At 54.7% G+C, this 26,573-nt stretch carries 22 protein-coding genes; 6 read left to right on the plus strand and 16 right to left on the minus strand.

What is annotated here, in order from left to right; genetic code table 11:
- Positions 1–58 precede the first annotated feature (58 nt).
- From ACJHXB_RS07580 to ACJHXB_RS07615, 8 genes are all read right to left on the minus strand, one after another.
- Entirely contained in the window at positions 59–598 is a 540-nt protein-coding gene (locus ACJHXB_RS07580) for a DUF2058 domain-containing protein (RefSeq protein WP_001096703.1), read from the minus strand.
- Positions 599–699: 101 nt separating this feature from the next.
- Positions 700–1,911 carry a 3-(3-hydroxy-phenyl)propionate transporter MhpT gene (gene mhpT, locus ACJHXB_RS07585; protein WP_001605095.1) on the minus strand — a complete coding sequence of 404 codons (1,212 nt, stop codon included), beginning with the start codon at positions 1,909–1,911 and terminating at the stop codon, positions 700–702.
- A 179-nt stretch (positions 1,912–2,090) separates the two neighbouring features.
- Entirely contained in the window at positions 2,091–3,104 is a 1,014-nt protein-coding gene (mhpE, locus tag ACJHXB_RS07590) for a 4-hydroxy-2-oxovalerate aldolase (protein WP_001013499.1), read from the minus strand.
- Positions 3,101–4,051, minus strand: a complete 951-nt coding sequence (gene mhpF, locus ACJHXB_RS07595) for an acetaldehyde dehydrogenase (RefSeq protein ID WP_000044314.1) — start codon at positions 4,049–4,051, stop codon at positions 3,101–3,103. The genes mhpE and mhpF overlap by 4 nt, the downstream gene beginning before the upstream one ends.
- Positions 4,048–4,857, minus strand: coding sequence for a 2-keto-4-pentenoate hydratase (gene mhpD / locus ACJHXB_RS07600; protein WP_000160745.1), 810 nt, complete (start codon positions 4,855–4,857; stop codon positions 4,048–4,050). Before mhpD ends, mhpF begins: the two co-directional genes overlap by 4 nt.
- Before the next feature lie 9 nt (positions 4,858–4,866).
- Entirely contained in the window at positions 4,867–5,733 is an 867-nt protein-coding gene (gene mhpC, locus ACJHXB_RS07605) for a 2-hydroxy-6-oxonona-2,4-dienedioate hydrolase (RefSeq protein ID WP_000121898.1), read from the minus strand.
- A 17-nt stretch (positions 5,734–5,750) separates the two neighbouring features.
- Positions 5,751–6,695 (minus strand): 2,3-dihydroxyphenylpropionate/2,3-dihydroxicinnamic acid 1,2-dioxygenase, encoded by a 945-nt coding sequence (gene mhpB, locus ACJHXB_RS07610; protein ID WP_000543457.1) that lies wholly within the window; start codon positions 6,693–6,695, stop codon positions 5,751–5,753.
- A 1-nt stretch (position 6,696) separates the two neighbouring features.
- Entirely contained in the window at positions 6,697–8,361 is a 1,665-nt protein-coding gene (locus tag ACJHXB_RS07615) for a bifunctional 3-(3-hydroxy-phenyl)propionate/3-hydroxycinnamic acid hydroxylase (RefSeq protein ID WP_001007421.1), read from the minus strand.
- 190 nt (positions 8,362–8,551) lie between these two features.
- On the opposite strand from ACJHXB_RS07615, the gene ACJHXB_RS07620 reads away from it, so the two are divergent.
- From ACJHXB_RS07620 to lacA, 5 genes are all read left to right on the plus strand, one after another.
- The gene (locus ACJHXB_RS07620) at positions 8,552–9,385 is read left to right on the plus strand and encodes a DNA-binding transcriptional regulator (RefSeq protein WP_001309295.1); all 834 of its coding nucleotides are present in this window, start codon (positions 8,552–8,554) and stop codon (positions 9,383–9,385) included.
- Between the two features lie 76 nt (positions 9,386–9,461).
- Positions 9,462–10,544, plus strand: coding sequence for a DNA-binding transcriptional repressor LacI (gene lacI, locus ACJHXB_RS07625; RefSeq protein ID WP_000805887.1), 1,083 nt, complete (start codon positions 9,462–9,464; stop codon positions 10,542–10,544).
- A 122-nt stretch (positions 10,545–10,666) separates the two neighbouring features.
- The gene (gene lacZ / locus ACJHXB_RS07630; RefSeq protein ID WP_000177890.1) at positions 10,667–13,741 is read left to right on the plus strand and encodes a beta-galactosidase; all 3,075 of its coding nucleotides are present in this window, start codon (positions 10,667–10,669) and stop codon (positions 13,739–13,741) included.
- Positions 13,742–13,792: 51 nt separating this feature from the next.
- On the plus strand, positions 13,793–15,046 hold the full coding sequence (lacY, locus tag ACJHXB_RS07635; RefSeq protein ID WP_000291549.1) for a lactose permease: 1,254 nt from the start codon (positions 13,793–13,795) through the stop codon (positions 15,044–15,046).
- Between the two features lie 65 nt (positions 15,047–15,111).
- Positions 15,112–15,723 carry a galactoside O-acetyltransferase gene (gene lacA / locus ACJHXB_RS07640; RefSeq protein WP_024185241.1) on the plus strand — a complete coding sequence of 204 codons (612 nt, stop codon included), beginning with the start codon at positions 15,112–15,114 and terminating at the stop codon, positions 15,721–15,723.
- Positions 15,724–15,810: 87 nt separating this feature from the next.
- Here the strand turns inward: lacA and cynX are convergent, their stop codons facing one another.
- The 3 genes from cynX to cynT are packed head-to-tail and all read right to left on the minus strand — an operon-like array spanning position 15,811 to position 18,158.
- Positions 15,811–16,992, minus strand: a complete 1,182-nt coding sequence (cynX, locus tag ACJHXB_RS07645) for a cyanate transporter CynX (protein ID WP_001244045.1) — start codon at positions 16,990–16,992, stop codon at positions 15,811–15,813.
- A 5-nt stretch (positions 16,993–16,997) separates the two neighbouring features.
- Complete coding sequence (gene cynS / locus ACJHXB_RS07650; protein WP_000616235.1) at positions 16,998–17,468, minus strand: cyanase; 471 nt, start codon at positions 17,466–17,468, stop codon at positions 16,998–17,000.
- A gap of 30 nt (positions 17,469–17,498) precedes the next feature.
- Positions 17,499–18,158 carry a carbonic anhydrase CynT gene (gene cynT, locus ACJHXB_RS07655; RefSeq protein ID WP_000658660.1) on the minus strand — a complete coding sequence of 220 codons (660 nt, stop codon included), beginning with the start codon at positions 18,156–18,158 and terminating at the stop codon, positions 17,499–17,501.
- 109 nt (positions 18,159–18,267) lie between these two features.
- Here cynT and cynR point away from each other — a divergent pair, with 109 nt between their 5' ends.
- Positions 18,268–19,167 (plus strand): transcriptional regulator CynR, encoded by a 900-nt coding sequence (cynR, locus tag ACJHXB_RS07660; RefSeq protein WP_000952486.1) that lies wholly within the window; start codon positions 18,268–18,270, stop codon positions 19,165–19,167.
- A gap of 39 nt (positions 19,168–19,206) precedes the next feature.
- Here cynR and codA read toward each other — a convergent pair whose 3' ends face one another.
- The 5 genes from codA to prpC all read right to left on the minus strand — a co-directional run bounded on the left by codA (position 19,207) and on the right by prpC (position 26,555).
- Positions 19,207–20,490 (minus strand): cytosine/isoguanine deaminase, encoded by a 1,284-nt coding sequence (codA, locus tag ACJHXB_RS07665; protein WP_001469424.1) that lies wholly within the window; start codon positions 20,488–20,490, stop codon positions 19,207–19,209.
- Positions 20,480–21,739, minus strand: a complete 1,260-nt coding sequence (gene codB, locus ACJHXB_RS07670) for a cytosine permease (protein ID WP_000076233.1) — start codon at positions 21,737–21,739, stop codon at positions 20,480–20,482. Before codB ends, codA begins: the two co-directional genes overlap by 11 nt.
- Positions 21,740–21,974: 235 nt before the next feature.
- The gene (gene prpE, locus ACJHXB_RS07675; RefSeq protein ID WP_000010274.1) at positions 21,975–23,861 is read right to left on the minus strand and encodes a propionate--CoA ligase; all 1,887 of its coding nucleotides are present in this window, start codon (positions 23,859–23,861) and stop codon (positions 21,975–21,977) included.
- 39 nt (positions 23,862–23,900) lie between these two features.
- The gene (prpD, locus tag ACJHXB_RS07680; RefSeq protein WP_001275892.1) at positions 23,901–25,352 is read right to left on the minus strand and encodes a 2-methylcitrate dehydratase; all 1,452 of its coding nucleotides are present in this window, start codon (positions 25,350–25,352) and stop codon (positions 23,901–23,903) included.
- A gap of 33 nt (positions 25,353–25,385) precedes the next feature.
- Positions 25,386–26,555 (minus strand): 2-methylcitrate synthase, encoded by a 1,170-nt coding sequence (prpC, locus tag ACJHXB_RS07685; RefSeq protein ID WP_001285910.1) that lies wholly within the window; start codon positions 26,553–26,555, stop codon positions 25,386–25,388.
- Positions 26,556–26,573: the final 18 nt, after the last annotated feature.

Below are 26,573 nucleotides of genomic sequence, written 5' to 3' on the forward strand. Positions count from 1 at the left end.
TAGGCATGATAAGACGCGGCAGCGTCGCATCAGGCATCTGCGCACGACTTATCTATGTTTACCACATCAAATCATCAGGCACTTTGAAGTCGGCATACGGATCGTCTTCATCCTGCTCTTCGGCGCTGAGCGCGCTGTGCAACACAATACTGCTGGCATCACGCTGAGCAATTTTATCGGCAACGCTGGCGGGAATAATGGCGTATTCACCTTCGCTATTGTTATCGAGCAACAAGCGGGCAATCGCCAGACGACCATTAATCAACTGCGCCTGTGTGAGCTTATCGACAAAAATCTTCTTAATCAGATTGCCGTCAGTGAAGTTAAAACCAATATCGCCATTGGCAATGGTGATTCGGTTCATTTCAATGAGCTGCTTCACCTGAGCTTTATATTCTTTCGCCAACGCCGCTTGTTTTTGTTGCTCGCTAAGCTGTTTATCACGCTCAAGCTGTGCCTTTTTATTTTCTTCTACCGCCGCCCGAGCTTCACGCGCCTGAACGCGCGATTTTTTCGCCGTTCTCTCGACCTTCGCCGCTTTTTTGCTGGTGACTAATCCTGCTTTGAGCAACTGCTCTTGTAAGGTAAGTTTTGCCATCTTTGTTTCCAAACCCGCTGAATAATTTTTAGCGAGTATACCTGTAAACGCCGTAGGTGTATTGGGGGCAAGTCCCTTTCGCCCCTACTTAATAAGGCGCGTCAGGCATCGGCGCACGGCTGCATTCGTGATCTCCGGCTCATCAAAATAAACACTGCCAGGCCGGCAACAAGAATACCCGGCGCAGAAGCGGCCATTACGCCAACCGTGCCAGTGCCTAATGCCAGCATTTTCCCGGCCAGTAACGGACCGCTCATAGCCCCCAGACGCCCTACCGCCACGGCTGTTCCCACACCTGTTGCGCGGATCTGCGAACTGTAAAACAACGGTGCCAGGGCATACAAAACGCTTTGCCCACCTGTCGCAAACAACCCCGCGACGAATCCCGCCAGCAACATACCGTTAAATGACGACACCGTTCCCAGCGCCAGCAGCGAAGCTAACATGCCGCTATAAATCAGTAGCGACATGGTTACTGGACGCAGCTTATCCATCAATGCGCCCAACATTAACGTCCCGCTTGCCGCACCCATTTGCAGTGCAAACATCACCCCTGCCGCCTGCGATGGCTGGAATCCTTGCTCCACCAAAAGCAGCGGTAGCCAGTTGATCAACATGTAGACCACCAGCAGAGTGAAGAAATAACACAACCACAGCAGCAGCGTCGCGGTTGCCGTTTCTGGCGCAAATAACGCACGCAGTGGAGGCGCGGCCTGTTTTTCGCCAGCGAAAACCGCCGACTCTGGCAGCCAGCGCATTAATAGCGGCACCAGAATCAACGGCACCACACCACCTACCCAAAACACCGTTTGCCATGCTAAGTTTGCCCCCGCGAAACCCAGTGTCGCCGCCAGCGCCGCGCCAATGGGGACACCGCAATACATCAGGCTCACTGCCGTCCCACGAAAACGTGGCCCCGCGGCTTCAGACGTCAGGGCGATCAGATTCGGCAACGCCGCCCCCAGCCCGACACCGGTCATCAGTCGCGCAAAGACCAGTGAGGGGAAATCCCAGGCAATCGCCGTTGCCAATGAGAACAAACCAAACAGCGCAACTGAGCCAATCAAAATGCGCTTGCGACCATAACGGTCCGCCAGCATTCCGCCAACCAACGCGCCGGGTAGCAAACCGAGTATTCCGGCGCTGAATATCCAGCCCATTTGCATTTTATCGAGTGCGAAAGCCTGGGCGATGCCACCCGCCGCAATGCCAGCCGCCTGAAGATCGAGTCCTTCCATCAGAGCGACCAAAAAACAAAGCCCGATGGTCAGCATCAGGCGGGATGAAGATGATGAAGGGATACGAGTCGACATAAGATGAACCTCGTTGCGAGTGCAGGTGAATCGCGGCTGATACATTGCCAGCCGCGTAATCAGAACCATTTAATGACTGCCTACAGGCGAAGAAAATGTAGGCCGAACAAGGCGTTTACGCCGCATCCGGCAGTCGTGCTGGGATGGGCATACAAAATGCACGTTCTCGGCAGTCATCATTATTTGTTGTTGCGCAGATCCAGCGCCACGTCGACGATCATATCCTCCTGGCCGCCAACCATCCGGCGTTTGCCCAACTCAACGAGAATATCCACCGCGCTTAAGCCATAACGCGCCGCCGCCGTTTCACAGTGACGCAGGAAGCTCGAGTAAACACCGGCGTATCCCAGCGCCAGCGTTTCGCGATCGACTCGTACCGGACGATCCTGCAACGGACGCACCAGGTCGTCAGCGGCATCCATTAACGCATAGAGATCGGTCCCATGCTGCCAACCCAGTTTATCCGCGGCGGCAATAAACACTTCCAGCGGCGCGTTACCTGCGCCCGCGCCCATTCCCGCGAGGCTGGCGTCGATTCGGTCGCAGCCCTCTTCCACCGCCGCGATAGAGTTCGCCACGCCAAGACTCAGGTTATGGTGAGCGTGCATGCCGGTTTGCGTTTCTGGTTTCAGCTCTGCTTTCAGGGCGCGGAAACGGTCACGGATATCGCTCATGTTCATCGCACCGCCAGAATCCACCACATAAATACAGGTCGCACCGTAGCCTTCCATCAGCTTTGCCTGCTTTGCGAGATTCTCCGGCGTGGTCATATGGCTCATCATCAGAAAACCAACGGTGTCCATTCCGAGCTCGCGGGCATACTGAATATGCTGGGCGGAAACATCGGCTTCGGTACAGTGCGTTGCCACACGAACCACCCGCGCGCCAGCCTGCCAGGCATTTTTCAAATCGTGAATAGTGCCGATTCCTGGCAGCAACAACGTCGCGATTTTGGCGTGCTTCACCACATCCGCCGCCGCTTCAATCCATTCAAGGTCGCTATGTGCGCCGAAACCATAGTTAAAGCTGGAACCTTGCAAACCGTCGCCGTGGGCCACTTCAATCGAATCCACACGGGCATCATCCAGTGCTTTGGCAATCTGGCGGACATTTTCCAGCGAATACTGATGACGAATGGCGTGCATACCGTCACGCAACGTGACGTCCGAAATATAAAGTTTTTTACCGTTCATGCCGCTTCTCCTGCCTTGCGCGCCAGTGACTGGGCCATTTTTTCCGCTGTCGCCAGCGCACTGGAAGTCATAATGTCGAGGTTGCCCGCATAGGCAGGCAGATAATGTGCTGCGCCTTCGACTTCCAGCCAGACAGCCGTTTTCAGCCCGGAGAACTGCCCCACGCCCGGCAAATTAACCGGTTTATCCTGCGGGATAACTTCAAACTGCACGCGCTGTTTCAGGCGATAACCCGGTACGTAAGCCTGCACCGCCTCAGCCATTTCATTGATTGAGGCTTCGATATCATCTTGTGAAGCTTCGTCGCTCAATACATACACCGTGTCACGCATCATCAACGGTGGCTCTGCTGGGTTAAGCACAATAATCGCCTTCCCTTTTGCCGCGCCGCCCACCACTTCAATGGCTCGAGACGTGGTTTCTGTAAATTCATCGATATTGGCACGCGTGCCAGGTCCGGCAGATTTACTGGCAATAGAAGCGATAATTTCGGCGTAATGAACACGCGCCACGCGTGAAACTGCCGCCACCATTGGAATGGTGGCCTGGCCGCCGCAGGTGACCATGTTGACGTTCAGTTGATCGACATTCGCCTCGAGATTAACGACCGGCACGCAGTAGGGGCCGATGGCAGCAGGCGTCAGGTCAATTAAGCGAATATCCGGTTTCGCTTCGCGCAAAGCGGCATCGTTTTTCACATGCGCACCCGCGCTGGTCGCATCAAATACAATGTCGATATCAGCAAATTCAGGCATGTTCATCAGCCCGATCACCCCTTCATGGGTGGTGGCGACGCCCATACGTCTGGCACGCGCCAGACCGTCGGACTGAGGATCAATGCCGACCATCACCGCCATCTCCAGATGCTGACCGTGACGCAAAATTTTAATCATCAGATCGGTGCCAATGTTGCCAGAACCGATAATGGCGACTTTACGCTTACTCATGACAGACTTCCTTTTGGGGCTGCACTTGAAAATGTCGCAGCAACTGAACCTATGCCTTCGATATGGGCTTCAAAACGATCGCCCGCATTCACCGCCACCATCGGACCTAATGCCCCGGTAAGAATGATATCTCCGGCGCGCAGCGGTTCACCCAGACTGGCCATTTTGCGTGCCAGCCAGACGGCGGCATTAAGCGGATGTCCCAGGCATTCGCTGCCGCGCCCGCTGGAAACCTCTTCGTTATTACGCGTCATCTTCATGGCGCAGTTTTTCAGGTCTAACCCCGCCGGACGTTGCGCTGGACCGCCGATGACATACACCCCACAGGAAGCGTTATCTGCCACGGTATCGACAAACTGAATCGACCAGTCGCGAATGCGGCTCCCCACCACTTCCAGCGCCGGAAGTACCCATTCAATGGCGTTATACAATTCGTCGAAGGTGATATCGGTTGCGGGTAGATCGCGGTTCAACACCAGTGCAATCTCCGCTTCAATGCGGGGTTGCAGAACACGGGAAAAAGGAATGGTTTCGTTATCGCCATAACACATGTCGGCAAATAATGTCCCGAAATCCGGTTGATCAACGCCCAGTTGTTGCTGCACTTTCGGATGCGTCAGCCCCACTTTACGCCCCACCACGCGACGCCCCTGCGCAACGTCATGTTGCACATTGATGCGCTGAATGGCGTAGGCCGCTTTAGCGTTTTCAATACCAATCAGATCGCGCAGCGGCGCAATCGCTTCGCCCTGCTCTGCGGCGCGGCGTAAATCCGCCGCCAGTTGCTCAAGAGTATGCTTCGTCATGACCGTTCCTTAAGGGCGTGCGAGGAAATTCAGCACCAGTTGATTGAAAGCGTCGGCATGTTCCCACTGCGCCCAGTGACCACAGTCGCGGAAGATATGCAGTTCAGAACCGGCAATGCCGGACAGCAGACGCAGACCCGCATCCATCGGCACAAAGCGGTCGTTGCGCCCCCAGACAATCAGGGTTTGCGCTTTGATTTCCGCCAGACGTGGGCCAAAATCCGGGAACTGTTTCGGATTGGCTTCCAGGCTCTTAACGAAGTTTTCCAGGTGATCGCGGCGCGACAGCATATTATTCAGGCGCGCTTCAAACAGGGCGTCGGTCAAATCGCTGGTATCAAAAACGAAGATATCCATCATCAGCTTCAGGTTTTCGATAGTCGGCTGACGATAAAGCTGATTCAGTCGCTTAATACCTTCGGTTGGCATCGGCGTAAACAAACTCATACCGCCCGTACCGCCGCCCATCAGCACCAGTTTGCCGACGCGCTCCGGCCAGTTAAGGGTGAACGCCACAGAACTGTGGCCGCCCATCGAGTTGCCCAGCAGGTGGATTTTGGCGATATCCAGTTGATCCACCACGCTTTTCAGGATTCGCGCATTAAGATCCGATCGCGAACCACTATTAACGATCGAATCGCTCTTACCCCAACCCGGGCAATCCAGCAGGATCACCCGATAGCCCGCCTCTACCAGCGGATCGATATTGCGGCTGAAGTTCGCCCAGCCAGTAGCACCCGGGCCGGAACCGTGCAGCAGGACAACGGTTTCGTCGCCTTGTCCGCAGTCATTAAAATGGATGCGCAGCGTTTTACCCGCTTCTTCTACATTCAGAAAACGGCTGGTGGCGGCTTCGGTTTGTGGCTGATAACTCATCATCTTCTCCTGCATATTCAGTTCTCTGTTCTGGCGCTTAACGAGCCAAATCCGGCAATCCACTCCGGGATTGGGCGGTAATAACGCCCTTCGCTACGCCAGTTGCCAAACGCAGAAATAGCGGCAAAAGCGGCGACCCAGGTTTTGATTTCATGTGTCGACTTTCCGGCAATAGCAGAAAGCTCTTCGTTACTGACGGCATCCAGTTCCTGTATGCGTCCCTGCTCCAGCAAAGTCATGAACTGGTTATCCCAAATCGGGTTGAGCGGATGCAGCGTTCTCTGATCCTCAACAAACTTCTCAGCGGCGCTAATCACCCGTTGCTGACGCAATTCGCGCTCACTGGCGGGTAAATCTTTCCCGCTCCCCAATAGACGGTCGCGCATATGGGCATCGGCTTTCGCCAGTTCGGGCACCGGCGGCTGATGGGAAAGCCCACCGGAACCCAGGAACAGCACGCGTTTATTGAGAGTGCTGGTGAAACGTCCAATGGCTTCACCCAACATGCGGGTACGCTGGAAACCGGGCAGCGGCGTGGCGACACCGTTGATGAACACAGGCAGAACTGGCACCTTATCCAGCCCGCCGAGCAGGAACTCCAGCGGCTGGGCGAACCCGTGGTCCACCTGCATACAGTAAGAAACGGCAAGATCGATTCCGCTCTTCATGACGGCATGCGCACAGGCCTCCGCCAGCTCCACAGGCACGGGCAGCTCACCTGCCGCACTGCCGAAATCACCAATTGCCGTCGCTCCAACGCCTAAACAGAACGGTGGCATCACGTCATAGAAAAAGCCGTTGTAGTGATCTGGCGCAAACAGCACCACCAGTTCAGGGGAGAAAGCCGCAATACGCTCGCGGGCGCTGGCAATCACGCCATTGACCTCATCGAGTACCTCTTGTGCCGGGTCGACATACCCCACCAGCGGCGAGTGGGAAAGACAGTGAAGATAAGCGTGCATATCAGGCTACCTTTTCGACAGAAACGTCGGCATCAGGGCGGGTCAGCGTCATTACCGACGCCAGTTTATTCAGCGTATTACCCAGAGTTTGCGGAATGGCGGTGGCGGCAACAAAGCGATCCGGGCGCATCACCACCAGCGAAGCATTGTGTTGTGCGAACCAGCTACGCAGGCGACCTTGCGTATCGCCCACGCGTAGTACGCCGTCGTGGTTATCCTGTGCGGTATGAATTTGCACTTCCGGCACCACCTGAATGAAGCGTGTGCCCAACGCGCGCCACTGCTGGATTTGCTCGTCGCTCATCCCCCACAGTGGATTGCATCCCCAGCCAATTACCGCGAAGTTCGCGCCGATCGCGTTATCGAGCAGCGTCACGTCGCCGTTTTCCAGCGTGACTTTCGGCTGAATAAACATCTTGCCGACCGGAGAGTGCTTCGCTTCGCCCTCACGCACCAGCGCACCGCCGTAATATTGCGGCATCGGCTTGAAGCGCATTTCGAGGAAGTAGCGTTTTACTGGCGGCAGATAATTCAACAGCCAGGAAACGCCGTCACGTAACGTACCCTGCCAGCGTTTCGGCGGAGCCAGCACGTTGCCCGCCGTCACGGACAGGTCAATCATCGCTTTGGCGTGATCGCGACGTTCTTGTTGATAGGTATCGAGCAGCGCATCGCGGGCTTTCCCCTGGATAACCAACGCCAGTTTCCATGCGAGGTTAAAGGCGTCGCGCATGCCACTGTTATAGCCCTGCCCCTGCCATACCGGCATGATGTGCGCGGCATCGCCCGCCAGCAGTACGCGATCAATACGAAAACGTTGCGCCAGTCGCGCGTTGTGGGTGTAGACACGCTGGCGAATCAATTCAACATTGTCCGGATTAGGCAGCACTTTGCTTAACAGCTTGCGCATATTTTGCGGCTCACGCAGCTGTTCTTCGGTTTCTCCCGGCATCACCATAAATTCAAAGCGACGTACCGCATGAGGCAGCGCGGCAGAAACATACGGGCGCACCGGATCACAACACAAATAGATATGCGGCGTACTTAACGGATCGTTGGCGATATCTACCACAATCCACTGATTTGGCGCAGTTTTACCTTCAAACGGCACATTCAGAGTGCGACGGACAAAACTTGCCCCACCATCACAGGCCACCAGCCACTGGGCTTTGACCGTTTCCCGCTGCCCTTCTTCCGTTTTCAGGTGCAAGGTCACTTCGTCATCTTGCTGGCTGAAGGCCTCCAGCTCGCGGGAAAACAGGCAGCGCACATTCGGAAAACGCGACAATCCTTCCAGCATCACCGCATCGACCTGAGGCTGAATAAAGGCGTTACGGCGCGGCCAGCCAAATTCATCGGTCATTGGCTGAATATCAGCAAAACAGCGACCTTTTGGGGTGAGAAAACGCATCGCGTGCCACGGCGTAGTGTGCGGCAGAACATTATCGACCAGGCCAACCGACTGCATGGTGCGCAGCGCCTCGTCATCAATACCAATCGCACGCGGGTAGTCGATCAACTTATCGAGTTTCTCCACCACCAGCACGTCAATGCCCATCTGGCCGAGATAGTTCGCCATCATCAGCCCGACCGGACCGGCACCAGCGATCGCCACCTGAACGCTATGGTTAACAGCAGGCTGGATGTCAGGGTGTTGTATTGCCATTTCAGTACCTCACGACTCGGACAAAATGCCGTTGCGCGCACAGTACAGCGCAACTTATTTTGTTAAAAACATGTAAATGATTTTTTATTGTGCGCTCAGTATAGGAAGGGTGTTTTCGGCTACAATCAAAACATGCCCGAATGTGCACCAGGTGCACAACGTTGTTTTAACTATAGAAATGTCAATTAATATGCAGAACAATGAGCAGACGGAATACAAAACCGTACGCGGCTTAACCCGCGGTCTAATGTTATTAAATATGTTAAATAAACTTGACGGCGGTGCCAGCGTCGGGCTGCTGGCGGAACTCAGCGGCCTGCATCGCACCACTGTGCGGCGACTGCTGGAGACGCTGCAGGAAGAGGGATATGTCCGGCGTAGTCCCTCCGATGATAGTTTCCGTTTGACCATCAAAGTGCGGCAATTAAGCGAAGGATTTCGTGACGAACAGTGGATTTCTGCACTGGCGGCCCCATTGCTGGGTGATCTGTTGCGCGAAGTGGTTTGGCCAACAGATGTGTCCACCCTGGATGTTGATGCAATGGTGGTACGCGAAACCACCCACCGTTTCAGCCGCTTATCCTTTCACCGGGCAATGGTCGGGCGACGGTTACCGCTTCTGAAAACCGCCTCGGGCCTGACCTGGCTGGCCTTTTGCCCCGAACAAGAACGCAAGGAATTAATCGAGATGTTAGCCTCCCGCCCCGGTGATGACTATCAACTGGCACGGGAACCGTTAAAGCTGGAAGCCATTCTGGCGCGCGCGCGCAAAGAGGGGTACGGACAGAACTACCGCGGCTGGGATCAAGAAGAAAAGATCGCCTCTATTGCCGTACCGCTGCGCAGTGAACAACGGGTGATTGGCTGTCTGAATCTGGTGTATATGGCGAGCGCAATGACCATTGAACAGGCAGCGGAAAAGCATCTTCCGGCGCTACAACGGGTGGCAAAACAGATCGAAGAAGGGGTTGAATCGCAGGCTATTCTGGTGGCCGGACGGCGAAGCGGCATGCATTTACGTTGACACCATCGAATGGCGCAAAACCTTTCGCGGTATGGCATGATAGCGCCCGGAAGAGAGTCAATTCAGGGTGGTGAATGTGAAACCAGTAACGCTATACGATGTCGCAGAGTATGCCGGTGTCTCTTATCAGACCGTTTCCCGCGTGGTGAACCAGGCCAGCCACGTTTCTGCGAAAACGCGGGAAAAAGTGGAAGCGGCGATGGCGGAGCTGAATTACATTCCCAACCGCGTGGCACAACAACTGGCGGGCAAACAGTCGTTGCTGATTGGCGTTGCCACCTCCAGTCTGGCCCTGCACGCACCGTCGCAAATTGTCGCGGCGATTAAATCTCGCGCCGATCAACTGGGTGCCAGCGTGGTGGTGTCGATGGTAGAACGAAGCGGCGTCGAAGCCTGTAAAGCGGCGGTGCACAATCTTCTCGCGCAACGCGTCAGTGGGCTGATCATTAACTATCCGCTGGATGACCAGGATGCCATTGCTGTGGAAGCAGCCTGCGCTAATGTTCCGGCGTTATTTCTTGATGTCTCTGACCAGACACCCATCAACAGTATTATTTTCTCCCATGAAGACGGTACGCGACTGGGCGTGGAGCATCTGGTCGCATTGGGTCACCAGCAAATCGCTCTGTTAGCAGGTCCATTAAGTTCTGTCTCGGCACGTCTGCGCCTGGCGGGCTGGCATAAATATCTCACTCGCAATCAAATTCAGCCGATAGCGGAACGGGAAGGCGACTGGAGTGCCATGTCCGGTTTTCAACAAACCATGCAAATGCTGAATGAGGGCATCGTTCCCACTGCGATGCTGGTTGCCAACGATCAGATGGCGCTGGGCGCAATGCGCGCCATTACCGAGTCCGGGCTGCGCGTTGGTGCGGATATCTCGGTAGTGGGATACGACGATACCGAAGACAGCTCGTGTTATATCCCGCCGTTAACCACCATCAAACAGGATTTTCGCCTGCTGGGGCAAACCAGCGTGGACCGCTTGCTGCAACTCTCTCAGGGCCAGGCGGTGAAGGGCAATCAGCTGTTGCCCGTCTCACTGGTGAAAAGAAAAACCACCCTTCCGCCCAATACGCAAACCGCTTCTCCCCAGGCGTTGGCAGATTCTTTAATGCAGCTGGCGCGACAAATTTCCCGACTCGAAAGCGGGCAGTGAGCGCAACGCAATTAATGTGAGTCAGCTCACTCATTAGGCACCCCAGGCTTTACACTTTATGCGTCCGGCTCGTATGTTCTGTGGAATTGTGAGCGGATAACAATTTCACACAGGATACAGCTATGACTATGATTACGGATTCACTGGCCGTCGTATTACAACGTCGTGACTGGGAAAACCCTGGCGTTACCCAACTTAATCGCCTTGCGGCACATCCCCCTTTCGCCAGCTGGCGTAATAGCGAAGAGGCCCGCACCGATCGCCCTTCCCAACAGTTGCGCAGCCTGAATGGCGAATGGCGCTTTGCCTGGTTTCCGGCACCAGAAGCGGTGCCGGAAAGCTGGCTGGAGTGCGATCTTCCTGAGGCCGATACTGTCGTCGTCCCCTCAAACTGGCAGATGCACGGTTACGATGCGCCCATCTACACCAACGTGACCTATCCCATTACGGTCAATCCGCCTTTTGTTCCCGCGGAGAATCCGACGGGTTGTTACTCGCTCACATTTAATATTGATGAATGCTGGCTACAGGAAGGCCAGACGCGAATTATTTTTGATGGTGTTAACTCGGCGTTTCATCTGTGGTGCAACGGGCGCTGGGTCGGTTACGGCCAGGACAGCCGTTTGCCGTCTGAATTTGACCTGAGCGCATTTTTACGCGCCGGAGAAAACCGCCTCTCGGTGATGGTGTTGCGCTGGAGTGACGGCAGTTATCTGGAAGATCAGGATATGTGGCGGATGAGCGGCATTTTCCGTGACGTCTCGTTGCTGCACAAACCGACCACACAAATCAGCGATTTCCATGTTGCCACTCGCTTTAATGATGATTTCAGCCGCGCGGTACTGGAGGCAGAAGTTCAGATGTGCGGCGAACTGCGCGATGAGCTGCGGGTGACGGTTTCTTTGTGGCAGGGTGAAACGCAGGTCGCCAGCGGCACCACGCCTTTCGGCGGTGAAATTATCGATGAGCGTGGTGGTTATGCCGATCGCGTCACACTACGTCTGAACGTCGAAAACCCGGCGCTGTGGAGCGCCGAAATCCCGAATCTCTATCGTGCGGTGGTTGAACTGCACACCGCCGACGGCACGCTGATTGAAGCAGAAGCCTGCGATGTCGGTTTCCGCGAAGTGCGGATTGAAAATGGTCTCCTGCTGCTGAACGGCAAGCCGGTGCTGATTCGCGGCGTTAACCGTCACGAGCATCATCCTCTGCATGGTCAGGTCATGGATGAGCAGACGATGGTGCAGGATATCCTGCTGATGAAGCAGAACAACTTTAACGCCGTGCGCTGTTCGCATTATCCGAATCATCCGCTGTGGTACACGTTGTGCGACCGCTACGGCCTGTATGTGGTGGATGAAGCCAATATTGAAACCCACGGCATGGTGCCAATGAATCGTCTGACCGATGATCCGCGCTGGCTACCAGCGATGAGCGAACGCGTAACGCGAATGGTGCAGCGCGATCGTAATCACCCGAGTGTGATCATCTGGTCGCTGGGGAATGAATCAGGCCACGGCGCTAATCACGACTCGCTGTATCGCTGGATCAAATCTGTCGATCCTTTCCGCCCGGTGCAGTATGAAGGCGGCGGAGCCGACACCACGGCCACCGATATTATTTGCCCGATGTACGCGCGCGTGGATGAAGACCAGCCCTTCCCGGCTGTGCCGAAGTGGTCCATCAAAAAATGGCTTTCGCTGCCTGGAGAACTGCGCCCGCTGATCCTTTGCGAATATGCCCACGCGATGGGTAACAGTCTTGGCGGCTTCGCTAAATACTGGCAGGCATTTCGTCAGTACCCCCGTTTACAGGGCGGCTTCGTCTGGGACTGGGTGGATCAGTCGCTGATTAAATATGATGAAAACGGCAACCCGTGGTCAGCTTACGGCGGTGATTTTGGCGATACGCCAAACGATCGCCAGTTCTGCATGAACGGTCTGGTCTTTGCCGACCGCACGCCGCATCCGGCGCTGACGGAAGCAAAACACCAGCAGCAGTTTTTCCAGTTCCGTTTATCCGGGCGAACCATCGAAGTGACCAGCGAATACCTGTTCCGTCATAGCGATAACGAGCTCCTGCACTGGACGGTGGCACTGGATGGCAAGCCGCTGGCAAGCGGTGAAGTGCCTCTGGATGTCGCTCCACAAGGTAAACAGGTAATTGAACTGCCTGAACTACCGCAGCCGGAGAGCGCCGGACAACTCTGGCTTACGGTACACGTAGTGCAACCGAACGCGACGGCATGGTCAGAAGCCGGACACATCAGCGCCTGGCAGCAGTGGCGTCTGGCGGAAAACCTCAGCGTGACACTCCCCGCCGCGTCCCACGCCATCCCGCATCTGACCACCAGCGAAATGGATTTTTGCATCGAGCTGGGTAATAAGCGTTGGCAATTTAACCGCCAGTCAGGCTTTCTTTCACAGATGTGGATTGGCGATGAAAAACAACTGCTGACGCCGCTGCGCGATCAGTTCACCCGCGCACCGCTGGATAACGACATTGGCGTAAGTGAAGCGACCCGCATTGACCCTAACGCCTGGGTCGAACGCTGGAAGGCGGCGGGCCATTACCAGGCCGAAGTGGCGTTGTTGCAGTGCACGGCAGATATACTTGCCAACGCGGTGCTGATTACGACCGCTCACGCGTGGCAGCATCAGGGGAAAACCTTATTTATCAGCCGGAAAACCTACCGGATTGATGGTAGTGGTCAAATGGCGATTACCGTTGATGTTGAAGTAGCGAGCGATACACCGCATCCGGCACGGATTGGCCTGACCTGCCAGCTGGCGCAGGTCGCAGAGCGGGTAAACTGGCTCGGATTAGGGCCGCAAGAAAACTATCCCGACCGCCTTACTGCCGCCTGTTTTGACCGCTGGGATCTGCCATTGTCAGACATGTATACCCCGTACGTCTTCCCGAGCGAAAACGGTCTGCGCTGCGGGACGCGCGAATTGAATTATGGCCCACACCAGTGGCGCGGCGACTTCCAGTTCAATATCAGTCGCTACAGCCAACAACAACTGATGGAAACCAGCCATCGCCATCTGCTGCACGCCGAAGAAGGCACATGGCTGAATATCGACGGTTTCCATATGGGGATTGGTGGCGACGACTCCTGGAGCCCGTCAGTGTCGGCGGAATTCCAGCTGAGCGCCGGTCGCTACCATTACCAGTTGGTCTGGTGTCAAAAATAATAATAACCGGGCAGGCCATGTCTGCCCGTATTTCGCGTAAGGAAATCCATTATGTACTATTTAAAAAACACAAACTTTTGGATGTTCGGTTTATTCTTTTTCTTTTACTTTTTTATCATGGGAGCCTACTTCCCGTTTTTCCCGATTTGGCTACATGACATCAACCATATCAGCAAAAGTGATACGGGTATTATTTTTGCTGCTATTTCTCTGTTCTCGCTATTATTCCAACCGCTGTTTGGTCTGCTTTCTGACAAACTCGGGCTGCGCAAATACCTGCTGTGGATTATTACCGGCATGTTAGTGATGTTTGCGCCGTTCTTTATTTTTATCTTCGGGCCACTGTTACAATACAACATTTTAGTAGGATCGATTGTTGGTGGTATTTATCTTGGCTTTTGTTTTAACGCCGGTGCGCCAGCAGTAGAGGCATTTATCGAGAAAGTCAGCCGTCGCAGTAATTTCGAATTTGGTCGCGCGCGGATGTTTGGCTGTGTTGGCTGGGCGCTGTGTGCCTCGATTGTCGGCATCATGTTCACCATCAATAATCAGTTTGTTTTCTGGCTGGGTTCTGGCTGTGCACTCATCCTCGCCGTTTTGCTCTTTTTCGCCAAAACGGATGCGCCCTCTTCCGCCACGGTTGCCAATGCGGTAGGTGCCAACCATTCGGCATTTAGCCTTAAGCTGGCGCTGGAACTGTTCAGACAGCCAAAACTGTGGTTTTTGTCACTGTATGTTATTGGCGTTTCCTGCACCTACGATGTTTTTGACCAACAGTTTGCTAATTTCTTTACTTCGTTCTTTGCTACCGGTGAACAGGGTACGCGGGTATTTGGCTACGTAACGACAATGGGCGAATTACTTAACGCCTCGATTATGTTCTTTGCGCCACTGATCATTAATCGCATCGGTGGGAAAAACGCCCTGCTGCTGGCTGGCACTATTATGTCTGTACGTATTATTGGCTCATCGTTCGCCACCTCAGCGCTGGAAGTGGTTATTCTGAAAACGCTGCATATGTTTGAAGTACCGTTCCTGCTGGTGGGCTGCTTTAAATATATTACCAGCCAGTTTGAAGTGCGTTTTTCAGCGACGATTTATCTGGTCTGTTTCTGCTTCTTTAAGCAACTGGCGATGATTTTTATGTCTGTACTGGCGGGCAATATGTATGAAAGCATCGGTTTCCAGGGCGCTTATCTGGTGCTGGGTCTGGTGGCGTTGGGCTTCACCTTAATTTCCGTGTTCACGCTTAGCGGCCCCGGTCCGCTTTCTCTACTGCGTCGTCAGGTGAATGAAGTCGCTTAAGCAATTAATGTCGGATGCGGCGCGAGCGCCTTATCCGACCAACATATCAGGACGGAATGATCGCAATGAACATGCCAATGACCGAAAGAATAAAAGCAGGCAAGCTATTTACCGATATGTGCGAAGGCTTACCGGAAAAAAGACTTCGTGGGAAAACGTTAATGTATGAGTTTAATCACTCGCATCCATCAGAAGTTGAAAAAAGAGAAAGCCTGCTTAAAGATATGTTTGCCACGGTAGGGGAAAACGCCTGGATAGAACCTCCCGTCTATTTCTCTTACGGTTCCAACATCCATATAGGCCGCAATTTTTATGCAAATTTTAATTTAACCATTGTCGATGACTACACGGTAACAATCGGTGATAACGTACTGATTGCTCCCAATGTTACTCTTTCCGTTACGGGACACCCTGTACACCATGAATTGAGAAAAAACGGTGAGATGTACTCTTTTCCGATAACGATTGGCAATAACGTCTGGATCGGAAGTCATGTGGTCATTAATCCAGGCGTCACCATCGGGGATAATTCTGTTATTGGCGCGGGTAGTGTCGTCATAAAAGACATTCCACCAAACGTCGTGGCTGCTGGCGTTCCTTGCCGGGTTATTCGCGAAATAAACGACCGGGATAAGCACTATTATTACAAAGATTATAAAGTTGAACCTTCAGTTTAAATAAGCACTGAAATAAATGTCGGATGCGCCATTGGGCACATCCGACAATAATTCACTCTTCCATTATCTGGCGAAACAAGCGTCGCATCATGCCTCTTTGACCCACAGCTGCGGAAAACGTGCTGGTGCAAAGCGCAGGGTTATGATCATCAGCCCAACGACGCACAGCGCATGAAACGCCCAGTCCATCAAGTAATTGCCACTGATACTACGCAGCACGCCAGAAAACCACGGGGCAAGCCCGGCGATGATAAAACCGATCCCCTGCATAAACGCCACCAGCTTGCCAGCAATAGTCGGTTGCGCAGAGTGATCGAGCGCCAGCAGCAAACAGAGCGGAAATGCGCCGCCCAGACCTAACCCACACACCATTGCCCACAATACCGGCAATTGCAGCGGCAGCCAGATAAAGCCGCAGAAACCCACCAGTTGTAACGCCAGCGCCAGCATCAAAAGTTTGCGCCGATCCTGATGGCGAGCCATAGCAGGCATCAGCAAAGCTCCTGCGGCTTGCCCAAGCGTCATCAATGCCAGCAAGGAACCGCTGTACTGCGCGCTGGCACCAATCTCAATATAGAAAGCGGGTAACCAGGCAATCAGGCTGGCGTAACCACCGTTAATCAGACCGAAGTAAACACCCAGCGTCCACGCGCGAGGAGTGAAAACCACGCGAACCGAAGTGGTTGTTGTCTTGTGGGAAGAGGCGACCTCGCGGGTGCTTTGCCACCACCAGGCAAAGAGCGCAACAACGGCAGGCAGCGCCCACCAGGCGAGTGTTTGATACCAGGTTTCGCTATGTTGAACTAACCAGGGCGTAATGGCGGCACCAAGGCCACCGCCGCCCATCAGAGCCGCGGACCACAGCCCCATCACCAGTGGCGTACGGTGCTGAAACCGCCGCTTAATTACCGAAGGCATCACCGCCTGAATGATGCCGATCCCCACCCCACCAAGCAGTGCGCTGCTAAGCAGCAGCGCACTTTGGGGGTAAAGCTCACGCATCAATGCACCGACGGCAATCAGCAACAGACTGATGGCGACGCTGCGACGTTCGCTGACATGCTGATGAAGCCAGCTTCCGGCTAGCGCCAGCCCGCCCATGGTGACCACCGGCAGAGCGGTCAACAGGGCAGCCACACTAAAGCTCATTCCGCTCGCCTGGCGCAATTGCGGTAGCAGTGGCCCAACAGAGGTGAGCAGTGGTCGCATATTAAGACCAATCAGCACCAGAACCAGCAGTATCGTGAACGTCTTTTGATGGTTGCGCATGGCTGTCAGAACGGTTTGGTCGGCAGATATTTGCCATCTAAGGTAATAACCGCACGTTCGCCACCTTCCGGGTCCGCCACTTTCTTAACGTCGAGTTTGAAGTTAATCGCGCTGATAATGCCATCGCCAAACTTCTCATGAACCAACGCTTTCAGGGTTGTGCCGTACACCTGCAACATTTCATAGAAACGATACATCGTTGGGTCGGTTGGAATACGGTCATCAATGCAGCCACGCAGTGGAATCATCTGCAACAGTAGAATGGCGTCTTCGTCGAGATCCAGCTTCGCCCCGACCAGGCGGGCGGCGTCGGCAGGAAGCGCCTGCTGCCCCAGCAAAGCCGCGGTTACAAAGGCTTCTGCCAGACCGGTGCCGTCGGCAATCTCGACAAATGAGAGATCTTTTTTAGCTTTGCTGAGCAAAATGGCATCGGCAAGATCAAGACGAATATTGCAGTTAATTTGCGACTGAATCATGGTGGATCTCCTGATGGTTTAAAAATAAGGTTACGCTGCGGTCGGTTGGCGTAGCGGTATGGCACAAACGCGAGGATTAGCGGCCAGTGGCACAAACTGGCGGGTTGCGCCGTCAAAAGCTGCGATGCTGCCGCTTTCAATGTCGTAGACCCAGCCGTGCAGGGCGATCCGCCCCTCTTCGAGCGCCAGGCGCACCGATGGATGAGTTTGCAAATTAGCCAACTGAGCAATGACGTTTTCACGTACCATCGCCGCAGCTTTTGACGGTAAATCGGGATGCGGGCGCGCCTCATTAACGACGCGGGCTGAATCGGCATAACGCAGCCAGTGGGAGACGGCAGACATATGGTCCATGCACTGACAGCTGGCAATGGAGGTCATCGCGCCACAGTTGGAATGACCGCAAATCACAATGTCAGATACCCGAAGCGCAGCGACGGCGTACTCCACCGAAGCAGAAACGCCACCGGGTTCCGGCCCGTAGGAAGGGACGATATTGCCCGCGTTGCGAATAACGAACAGATCGCCAGGCTCACGTTGCGTCACCAGCTCAGGGACCAGACGGCTGTCGGAGCAGGAGATAAAAAGGGTGCGCGGGCTTTGCTGTGTCGCCAGCTGTTTAAACAAGGCTTCCCGCTTCGGAAATGCCTCGCGCTGGAATTTAAGGAATCCATCAATAATCTCTTTCACCGTTAACCTCTGTCTGTCTCTGGAATGAGAGGCAGACTACTCGCCGATTGTCATAAGGTAAAAGTCTCATTTATGATGAATTCTATTGGATTTACTTATAGGTTGGCGAATGCTCTCTCGACATATCAATTATTTTCTTGCCGTGGCTGAACATGGCAGCTTCACCCGTGCAGCCAGTGCGTTGCACGTCTCCCAGCCAGCACTTTCCCAGCAGATTCGCCAGTTAGAGGAAAGTTTAGGCGTGCCGCTGTTTGACCGTAGTGGGCGAACGATTCGTCTCACTGATGCAGGAGAAGTCTGGCGACAGTACGCCAGCCGGGCGTTACAGGAACTGGGGGCGGGTAAACGGGCGATTCATGATGTTGCCGATCTGACGCGAGGATCGCTGCGTATCGCCGTCACTCCCACCTTTACAAGCTACTTTATCGGCCCTTTAATGGCGGATTTCTATGCGCGCTACCCCGGCATCACGCTCCAGCTACAGGAAATGTCGCAGGAGAAAATCGAAGATCTGCTTTGTCGCGACGAGTTGGACGTTGGGATTGCCTTCGCGCCTGTGCATTCGCCGGAGCTGGAGGCAATTCCTTTACTGACAGAAAGTTTAGCGTTAGTCGTGGCGCAACATCATCCGCTGGCTGCCTGTGAACAGGTGGCGTTGAGTCGCTTGCATGATGAAAAACTGGTCCTGCTCAGCGCGGAATTTGCCACCAGAGAGCAAATTGACCACTACTGCGAGAAAGCGGGGCTACATCCACAGGTGGTCATTGAGGCGAACTCAATTAGCGCGGTTCTGGAGTTGATTCGCCGCACTTCCCTTTCCACATTGTTACCAGCAGCGATTGCCACACAACATGACGGGCTTAAAGCGATTTCCCTTGCCCCACCGTTACTGGAGAGAACGGCGGTTTTGTTGCGGCGGAAAAATAGCTGGCAGACAGCCGCCGCGAAGGCATTTTTACACATGGCGTTGGAAGAATGTGCGGATGTTGGCGGGCATGAATCACGGTAGCCACTGACACAGGTCAGTGGCTCTTCAACGCAGAGGAAATTACCGTTTGTAATCGATGGCTTCTGGCTGCTCCAGATATACGGTGGTTTGTGCTGGTTGGGTGCTGGCAATCACCTTACCGCCACGTACCGAATAGCGCACCGGAACCTGACGGCGCAGCGCGTCAAACCCATTTTCAGCCGGCAGGATAATCAGGTTGGCGCTGTTTCCGGCGGCAATGCCGTAATCCTGCAAATTCAACGTCCTGGCACTGTGGTGGGTGATTAAATTCAGGCCATCGTTAATCTGCCCGTAGCCCATCAGCTGGCAAACATGCAGCCCCATATGCAGCACTTGCAGCATATTTGCCGTTCCCAGCGGATACCACGGATCGAAGACATCATCGTGACCAAAGCAGACGTTAATGCCGGACTCCTGCATCTCTTTAACGCGCGTGATGCCGCGACGTTTTGGATACGTATCGAAACGTCCTTGCAGATGAATATTGACCAGCGGGTTGGCGACAAAGTTAATACCGGACATTTTCAGCAAGCGGAACAGGCGTGAGGTATACGCCCCGTTATAGGAGTGCATTGCCGTGGTGTGGCTGGCGGTGACTCGCGCGCCCATGCCTTCACGGTGCGCCAGGGCAGCAACGGTTTCGACAAAGCGCGACTGTTCGTCATCGATCTCATCACAGTGAACGTCGATGAGACGGTCGTATTTTTGCGCCAGGGCGAAGGTTTTATGCAGCGACTCCACGCCGTATTCACGGGTAAATTCAAAATGCGGAATCGCCCCCACTACGTCTGCCCCTAAGCGTAACGCCTCTTCCAGCAACGCTTCACCGTTGGGATACGACAAAATCCCTTCCTGCGGGAAGGCGACGATTTGCAGATCAATCCACGGCGCGACTTCCTGCTTCACTTCCAGCATTGCTTTCAGCGCGGTCAGCGTTGCATCCGAAACATCGACATGGGTACGTACATGCTGAATGCCGTTGGCAATCTGCCATTTCAGCGTTTGCCATGCGCGTTGTTTCACATCGTCATGGGTTAATAACGCTTTGCGCTCGGCCCAGCGTTCAATGCCTTCAAACAGCGTGCCGGACTGATTCCAGTTCGGTTGTCCGGCGGTTTGCGTGGTGTCCAGGTGAATATGCGGCTCCACAAACGGCGGTATAACTAAACCTTGTTCGGCATCCAGGCTGTTTTCAGTTACGGGCATCACGCCGGATTGCGCATCAATGGCGCTGATTTTTCCGTCCAGCAGATGAATCTGCCACAGCCCCTCTTTGCCTGGTAACCGGGCGTTAATAATTGTTTGTAAAGCGTTATTCGACACTGTTAGCCTCCACATGCGTCATTGCTGCTGTCGTTTTACGATTCAAAATCGGGTTAAGGATCAGATAGCTCAGCGCGCCACCTAATACCGCGTTGACCGGAACAATACCCGGTAACCAGTGGCCTGCGGCAATCCCCAAGGCGACCGCCAGAATCGCCACCCAATTGACACTCATCATACGCGTGGTCGCAAAGTGCTCATAGCGGCGACGGTTCATCAGATAGTCAGCGATGATCACGCCCCCTACCGGAGGAATAGCTGCCGAAAGGAAGGTCAGCCAGCCGACAAAATTGTTATACAGCCATAGTGCGCAGACCGTACCGATAATACCGTTGATTACCGAAAGGGTTTTGCTCGACATCCCGGTAATGTTGGCGAAACCTAAGCCCGACGCATAGAGCGCGTTATCGTTGGTGGTCCAGATATTCAGCCCCAGCACCACAATCGCAGGCAGCAGCAGACCCTGAGCAATCATCACATCAGAGATATCCGCCATCCCCAGTGCCGCCGCGCCCGCTGCACCGAAAATAAACATCAACGAGTTGCCGAGGAAAAAGGCCACCATCGCCACCAGCACCGCCAGTTTGGCATTACGACCAAACCGGACAAAGTCAGCGGTGAGCGTGCCCGCACTGATAAATGACCCCACAACCAGCGCCAGCGCGACATTGAAATCTAACGGTTGTGCGGGAACGACCGCTTTTAATGCGTCCAGGCCGCCCATGCCGTTAACGGCCAGCCACACGGAATAACCGCCAAGACAGGCGATAGCCGGAACTGCAATGACCGAAAGAACCGTCAGCGCCGAAATGCCAAAGAAGACGGTGACGGTCATCAGTAAACCGGAAACGGCAATCAGCAAATTAATATCCAGCCCAGTTGCCTTGCCCACCGGAATGGCAAACATCGCCACGCCAACGCCAAACCAGCCAACCTGAGTGCCGCCCAGCAGCAGTGAAGGCAGCCATGAGCCTTTAACACCAAACGAGAAGCGAGCAAGAAGATGAGTGGTCAGGCCGGTTTTTGCGCCAATGTAACCAAGAAATGAAGTGTAAATACCGAGGAGAAGATTACCGATGAGGACTGCGAGGAAGAAATCATGATAGCTAAGACCGGTTCCGAGAGTGCCGCCGGTCCACATACTGGCGGAAAAGAAGGTTAATCCCAGCATGACGAACGTCAATGCCAATACCCCTTTCCGCGCCGACTGCGGGACTGGCCCCTGGCTAAAGTTGTTATCTTGCGACACGAAATTCCCCCTTTTTGCTGTTTGAAACCCAAAAAATCCGCCGCATTCTATTCATCTGAAGATAAAAAGCAATCGTTTTCGTGGGGAAATATATTTTTTATATGAATGAGTGCAAAAAGGTGGGGGAAAAATTATCGGTGTAAAAACAGTGGGTAGGTATGATAAGACGCGTCAGCGTCGCATCTGGCATCGGCGCATGGTGTCGAATGCGCCACGCGACGCATCCGACAACAACCTACTCTTCCATCGCCTGGCGGATCTGATCCAATGACGCAGGATCATCAATGGTCGTCAGATCCCCAGGATCGCGTCCTTCACAAATCGCCTGGATCGTGCGGCGCAGCATTTTTCCGGATCGCGTTTTCGGCAATTGCGAGACAAACCAGACGTGCGCCGGGCGGCCAAAGTTGCCAATCTGGCTGTCCACCAGCGCCATAATCGCCTTCTCTTGCGAGTGCGCCACCTCACGGTCTTCCAGACTGTCGCTCTCTTTCGGAATGACAAACGCCACCGCCACCTGCCCTTTCAGCGCATCTTTCACCCCAACCACCGCCACTTCGGCAACGCCCGGATGACTGGAGATACTCTCTTCAATCTCGCGCGTCCCCAGCCGATGCCCGGCAACGTTAATCACATCGTCAGTGCGCCCGAGAATAAAGTGATAACCGTCAGCATCGCGGATACCCCAGTCAAAAGTGGCGTACACCGGACGGGAAAACAGCGACCAGTACGTCTTCACAAAGCGGTCGTCGTCGCCCCAAATGGTCTGAATACACCCCGGCGGCAGCGGCCCTTCCACCACCAGCATCCCTTTCTCGTTGACGCCGCACGGTTCGCCGGTGACTTCATTGAGCAACTGCACGTTATAGCCATACATCGGCACGCCGGGGCTTCCCAGACGCGTCGGCCTGTCGTCCAGACCGCGAGCAATCGCCATAATCGGCCAGCCGGATTCGGTCTGCCAGTAGTTGTCGATGACCGGCACATCCAGCGTATTGCTCACCCAACTGGCGGTCGGCTCGTCCAGCGGTTCTCCAGCCAGATAGAGCACTTCCAGCGACGAGAGATCGTGTTTGCGAATTTCAGCGGTAGGGAATTTTTTCAGCACGCGAATGGCGGTCGGCGCTGAGAACATGCGGCTAACCTGATATTTCTCGACGATTTTCCACCACACGCCGCAGTCCGGCCAGGTCGGTAATCCTTCGTAAACGATAGTCGCCATCCCCGCCAGCAGCGGCGCGTAGACGATATACGAATGCCCCACCACCCAGCCGATATCCGAAGCACAAAAGAACACACCGCCCGCTTTGCCGCCAAAAATGGTGTCCATCGAGGTCGCCAGCGCCACCGCATATCCGCCAACGTCACGCTGCACGCCTTTAGGTTTGCCGGTCGTGCCGGAGGTGTAGAGAATGCAGGAGGTTTCGTTGGATTCCAGCCACGCCACCGGTACCCGCGCGCCGATGTGTTGATGGCGCAACGACGCGAAATCGACATCCCGCCCGCTGACGCGTGCCATTTTCGCCAGCCCGCGATCCACCAGCAAAACATGGCGTGGCTGGTGCTGCGCCTGACTTATCGCATCGTCGAGCAATTTTTTATAAGGAATGATTTTGCCACCGCGCGCTCCGGCATCAGCCGAGACAATCAGCACCGGTTTAGCATCATCAATTCGCGCCGCCACGCTGTGCGAGGCAAATCCCCCAAACACCACCGAGTGAATAGCGCCAATGCGCGCGCAAGCCAGCAGAGTAATATGTGCTTCGGCAATCATCGGCATATACACCAGCACCCGATCGCCGCGCTGCACACCCAGCGAGCGCAGCATTGAGGCCACCGCATTCACTTCGTCATGTAACTGGCGGAAGGTAAAGGTGCGCTCTTCTTCTGTTTCCGAAGAGACGGCAATCAGCGCCAGCGCCTCTGGCTGTTTCTCCAGCCAGCGGTCGATAGCGTTGTGGCACAAGTTGGTTCGGCCTTCACAAAACCAACGGGCAAACGGCGGATTGCTGTGATCGAGCGTTTGCGTAAAGGGCGTCTGCCAGTCAATACGCCGGGCCTGCTCGGCCCAGAACTGCTCCGGTTCGTTAATCGAACGCTGATAAAATTCGCTAAAAGACATAATGCTCTCCTGTTGAACTTACGCCTTACCGCTGTTTGCTTAAATGACGTACAGGTCGAGATACTCATTGACCGGCATCTGTTCCAGGCGAGCTCTGTCGAGAGAAACCTCCAGAATGCGCTGCTGTTGGCGAGTCGGGAACTGGCGCGCGAGATTGATTTTGAATTTATCGACCAGTTTCGGAATACCATCCTGACGGCGGCGAGCATGACCAATTGGGTACTCCACCACCACTTCTTCAAATCGTGTGCCGTCGGTGAACTCAAGGGTTATGGCATTGGCGATGGCGCGTTTTTCCGGGTCGTGGTAGTCAGCGGTAAACGCCGGATCTTCAAAGCAATTGATCTTCTCGCGCAGGGCGTCAATGCGTTTATCTTGCGCAACGTTGTCCTCGTAATCTGCCGCCGTTAAGCATCCGAACAGCAGCGGGATCGCCACCATGTACTGAATGCAGTGATCGCGGTCTGCCGGGTTATTGAGCGGTCCTTTTTTGTCGATGATGCGAATACAGGCTTCGTGGGTGCGAATGGTCACTTTTTCGATATCTGCCGCCGTTTTGCCTGCTGCCTGCATCTGTTCATAGAGCGTCATCGCTGCTTCAACTGCCGTCTGGGAGTGGAACTCCGCCGGGAAGGAGATTTTGAACAGCACATTTTCCATCACGTAAGAACCGTACGGGCGCTGGAAGCGGAACGACTCACCTTTGAAGGAGACGTCGTAGAAGCCCCACACAGGCGCAGTCAGGGCTGACGGGTAACCCATTTCGCCCGTTTTCGCCATCAGTGCCAGACGTACCGCGCGGGAAGTGGCATCGCCCGCCGCCCAGGATTTACGCGTGCCGGTGTTCGGCGCATGGCGATAGGTGCGCAGCGACTGACCGTCCACCCACGCCAGCGAAACAGCGTTGAGGATTTCCTCGCGGGTCAGGCCGAGCATTTCGGCGACCACGGCGGTGGAAGCCACTTTCACTAACAGAACGTGGTCGAGGCCGACGCGGTTAAAGGAGTTTTCCAGCGCGATGCAGCCCTGAATTTCATGGGCTTTGATCATTGCGGTCAGCACCTGTTTCATGGTCAACGGCGCTTTGCCGCTGGCGACCGCGTTGCGCGAAAGCCAGTCCGCCGTTGCCAGAATGCCGCCGAGGTTGTCGGAAGGATGGCCCCACTCCGCCGCCAGCCAGGTATCGTTGAAATCGAGCCAACGGATCATCGCGCCGATGTTAAATGCCGCCTGGACGGGGTCGAGCTGGAACTGAGTTCCGGGGACGCGCACGCCGTTAGGGACGACGGTGCCAGGAACAATTGGCCCCAGCAGTTTTTTACAGGCCGGGTATTCGAGAGCTTCCAGACCGCAGCCGAGAGTGTCGAGCAGGCAGTAATGGGCGGTATCGTAGGCCACTCTGGAGCTGATTTCGTAGTTCATGACGTAATCGACGATATCAACGATTTCACGATCAAATTCCGGGCGGATGTTGTTGATTTGAGCTGACATTGGGTACGTTTCCTTATTGTTATTCGTAGAGGTTTACTGGCGCTTATCCAGCGCGACAAACTGGCGGTCTTCCGGTCCAACATAATTGGCGGAAGGACGGATAATTTTGTTGTCCTGACGTTGTTCGATAATGTGCGCCGCCCAGCCAGTGAGACGGGCGATAACAAACAGTGGTGTGAACATCTCGGTGGGAACGCCCATCATGTTGTAGGAAACAGCGGAGAACCAGTCGAGATTGGGGAACATCTTTTTCGTTTCCCACATCACCGTTTCCAGGCGATCGGCGATGTTGTACATCTTCAGCGAGCCGCCTTCCTGCGAGAGCTGCTTCGCCACGCGTTTGATCACCTGATGACGCGGGTCGGCGATGGTATAAACCGGATGACCAAAACCAATGACCACTTCTTTGTTTTCCACCCGCTTGCGGATATCGGCTTCGGCTTCGTCCGGCGTTTCGTAGCGTTGCTGGATCTCCAGCGACACTTCATTCGCCCCGCCGTGCTTCGGCCCGCGCAGTGCACCAATCGCGCCAATAATCGCGGAATACATATCAGAGCCGGTGCCCGCAATCACCCGGCTGGTAAAGGTGGAGGCGTTAAACTCGTGTTCGGCGTACAGCACCAGCGAAATATGCATCGCCTTTTCCCAGCTTTGCGATGGCTTTTCGCCGTGCAGCAGATGCAGGAAGTGACCGCCGATGGAGTCGTCATCGGTTTCCGGCTGGATGCGTTCGCCGTTGTGGCTGTAGTGATACCAGTAGAGAAGAATCGAGCTAAGTGACGCCAGCAGTTTGTCGGCAATATCCCGCGCGCCAGAGACGGTATGACCCTCTTTTTCTGGCAGCGTGCAACCGAGCGCGGAGACGCCGGTGCGCATAACATCCATCGGGTGCGACGCCGCGGGTAAGGCTTCCAGCACGGTACGCACGTTAGCTGGTAAACCGCGCAGGGCTTTCAGTTTCGTTTTGTAGGCGGCGAGTTCGTCACGGGTCGGCAGTTTGCCGTGGATCAGCAGGTGCGCCACTTCTTCAAATTCGCAATGTTCCGCCAGATCAAGAATATCGTAGCCGCGGTAATGCAGGTCGTTGCCGCTTTTACCCACGGTGCAGAGCGCCGTATTGCCCGCCGGAACGCCGGATAGTGCCACAGATTTTTTCGGTTTAATGACATGGGTACTGTTTTGCAGGATCGTTGTGTCGCTCATGTTGTCCTCGTCATTTGT

The sequence above is a fragment of the Escherichia sp. WS3227_2 genome (assembly GCF_046486495.1).
GTDB lineage: Bacteria > Pseudomonadota > Gammaproteobacteria > Enterobacterales > Enterobacteriaceae > Escherichia > Escherichia coli.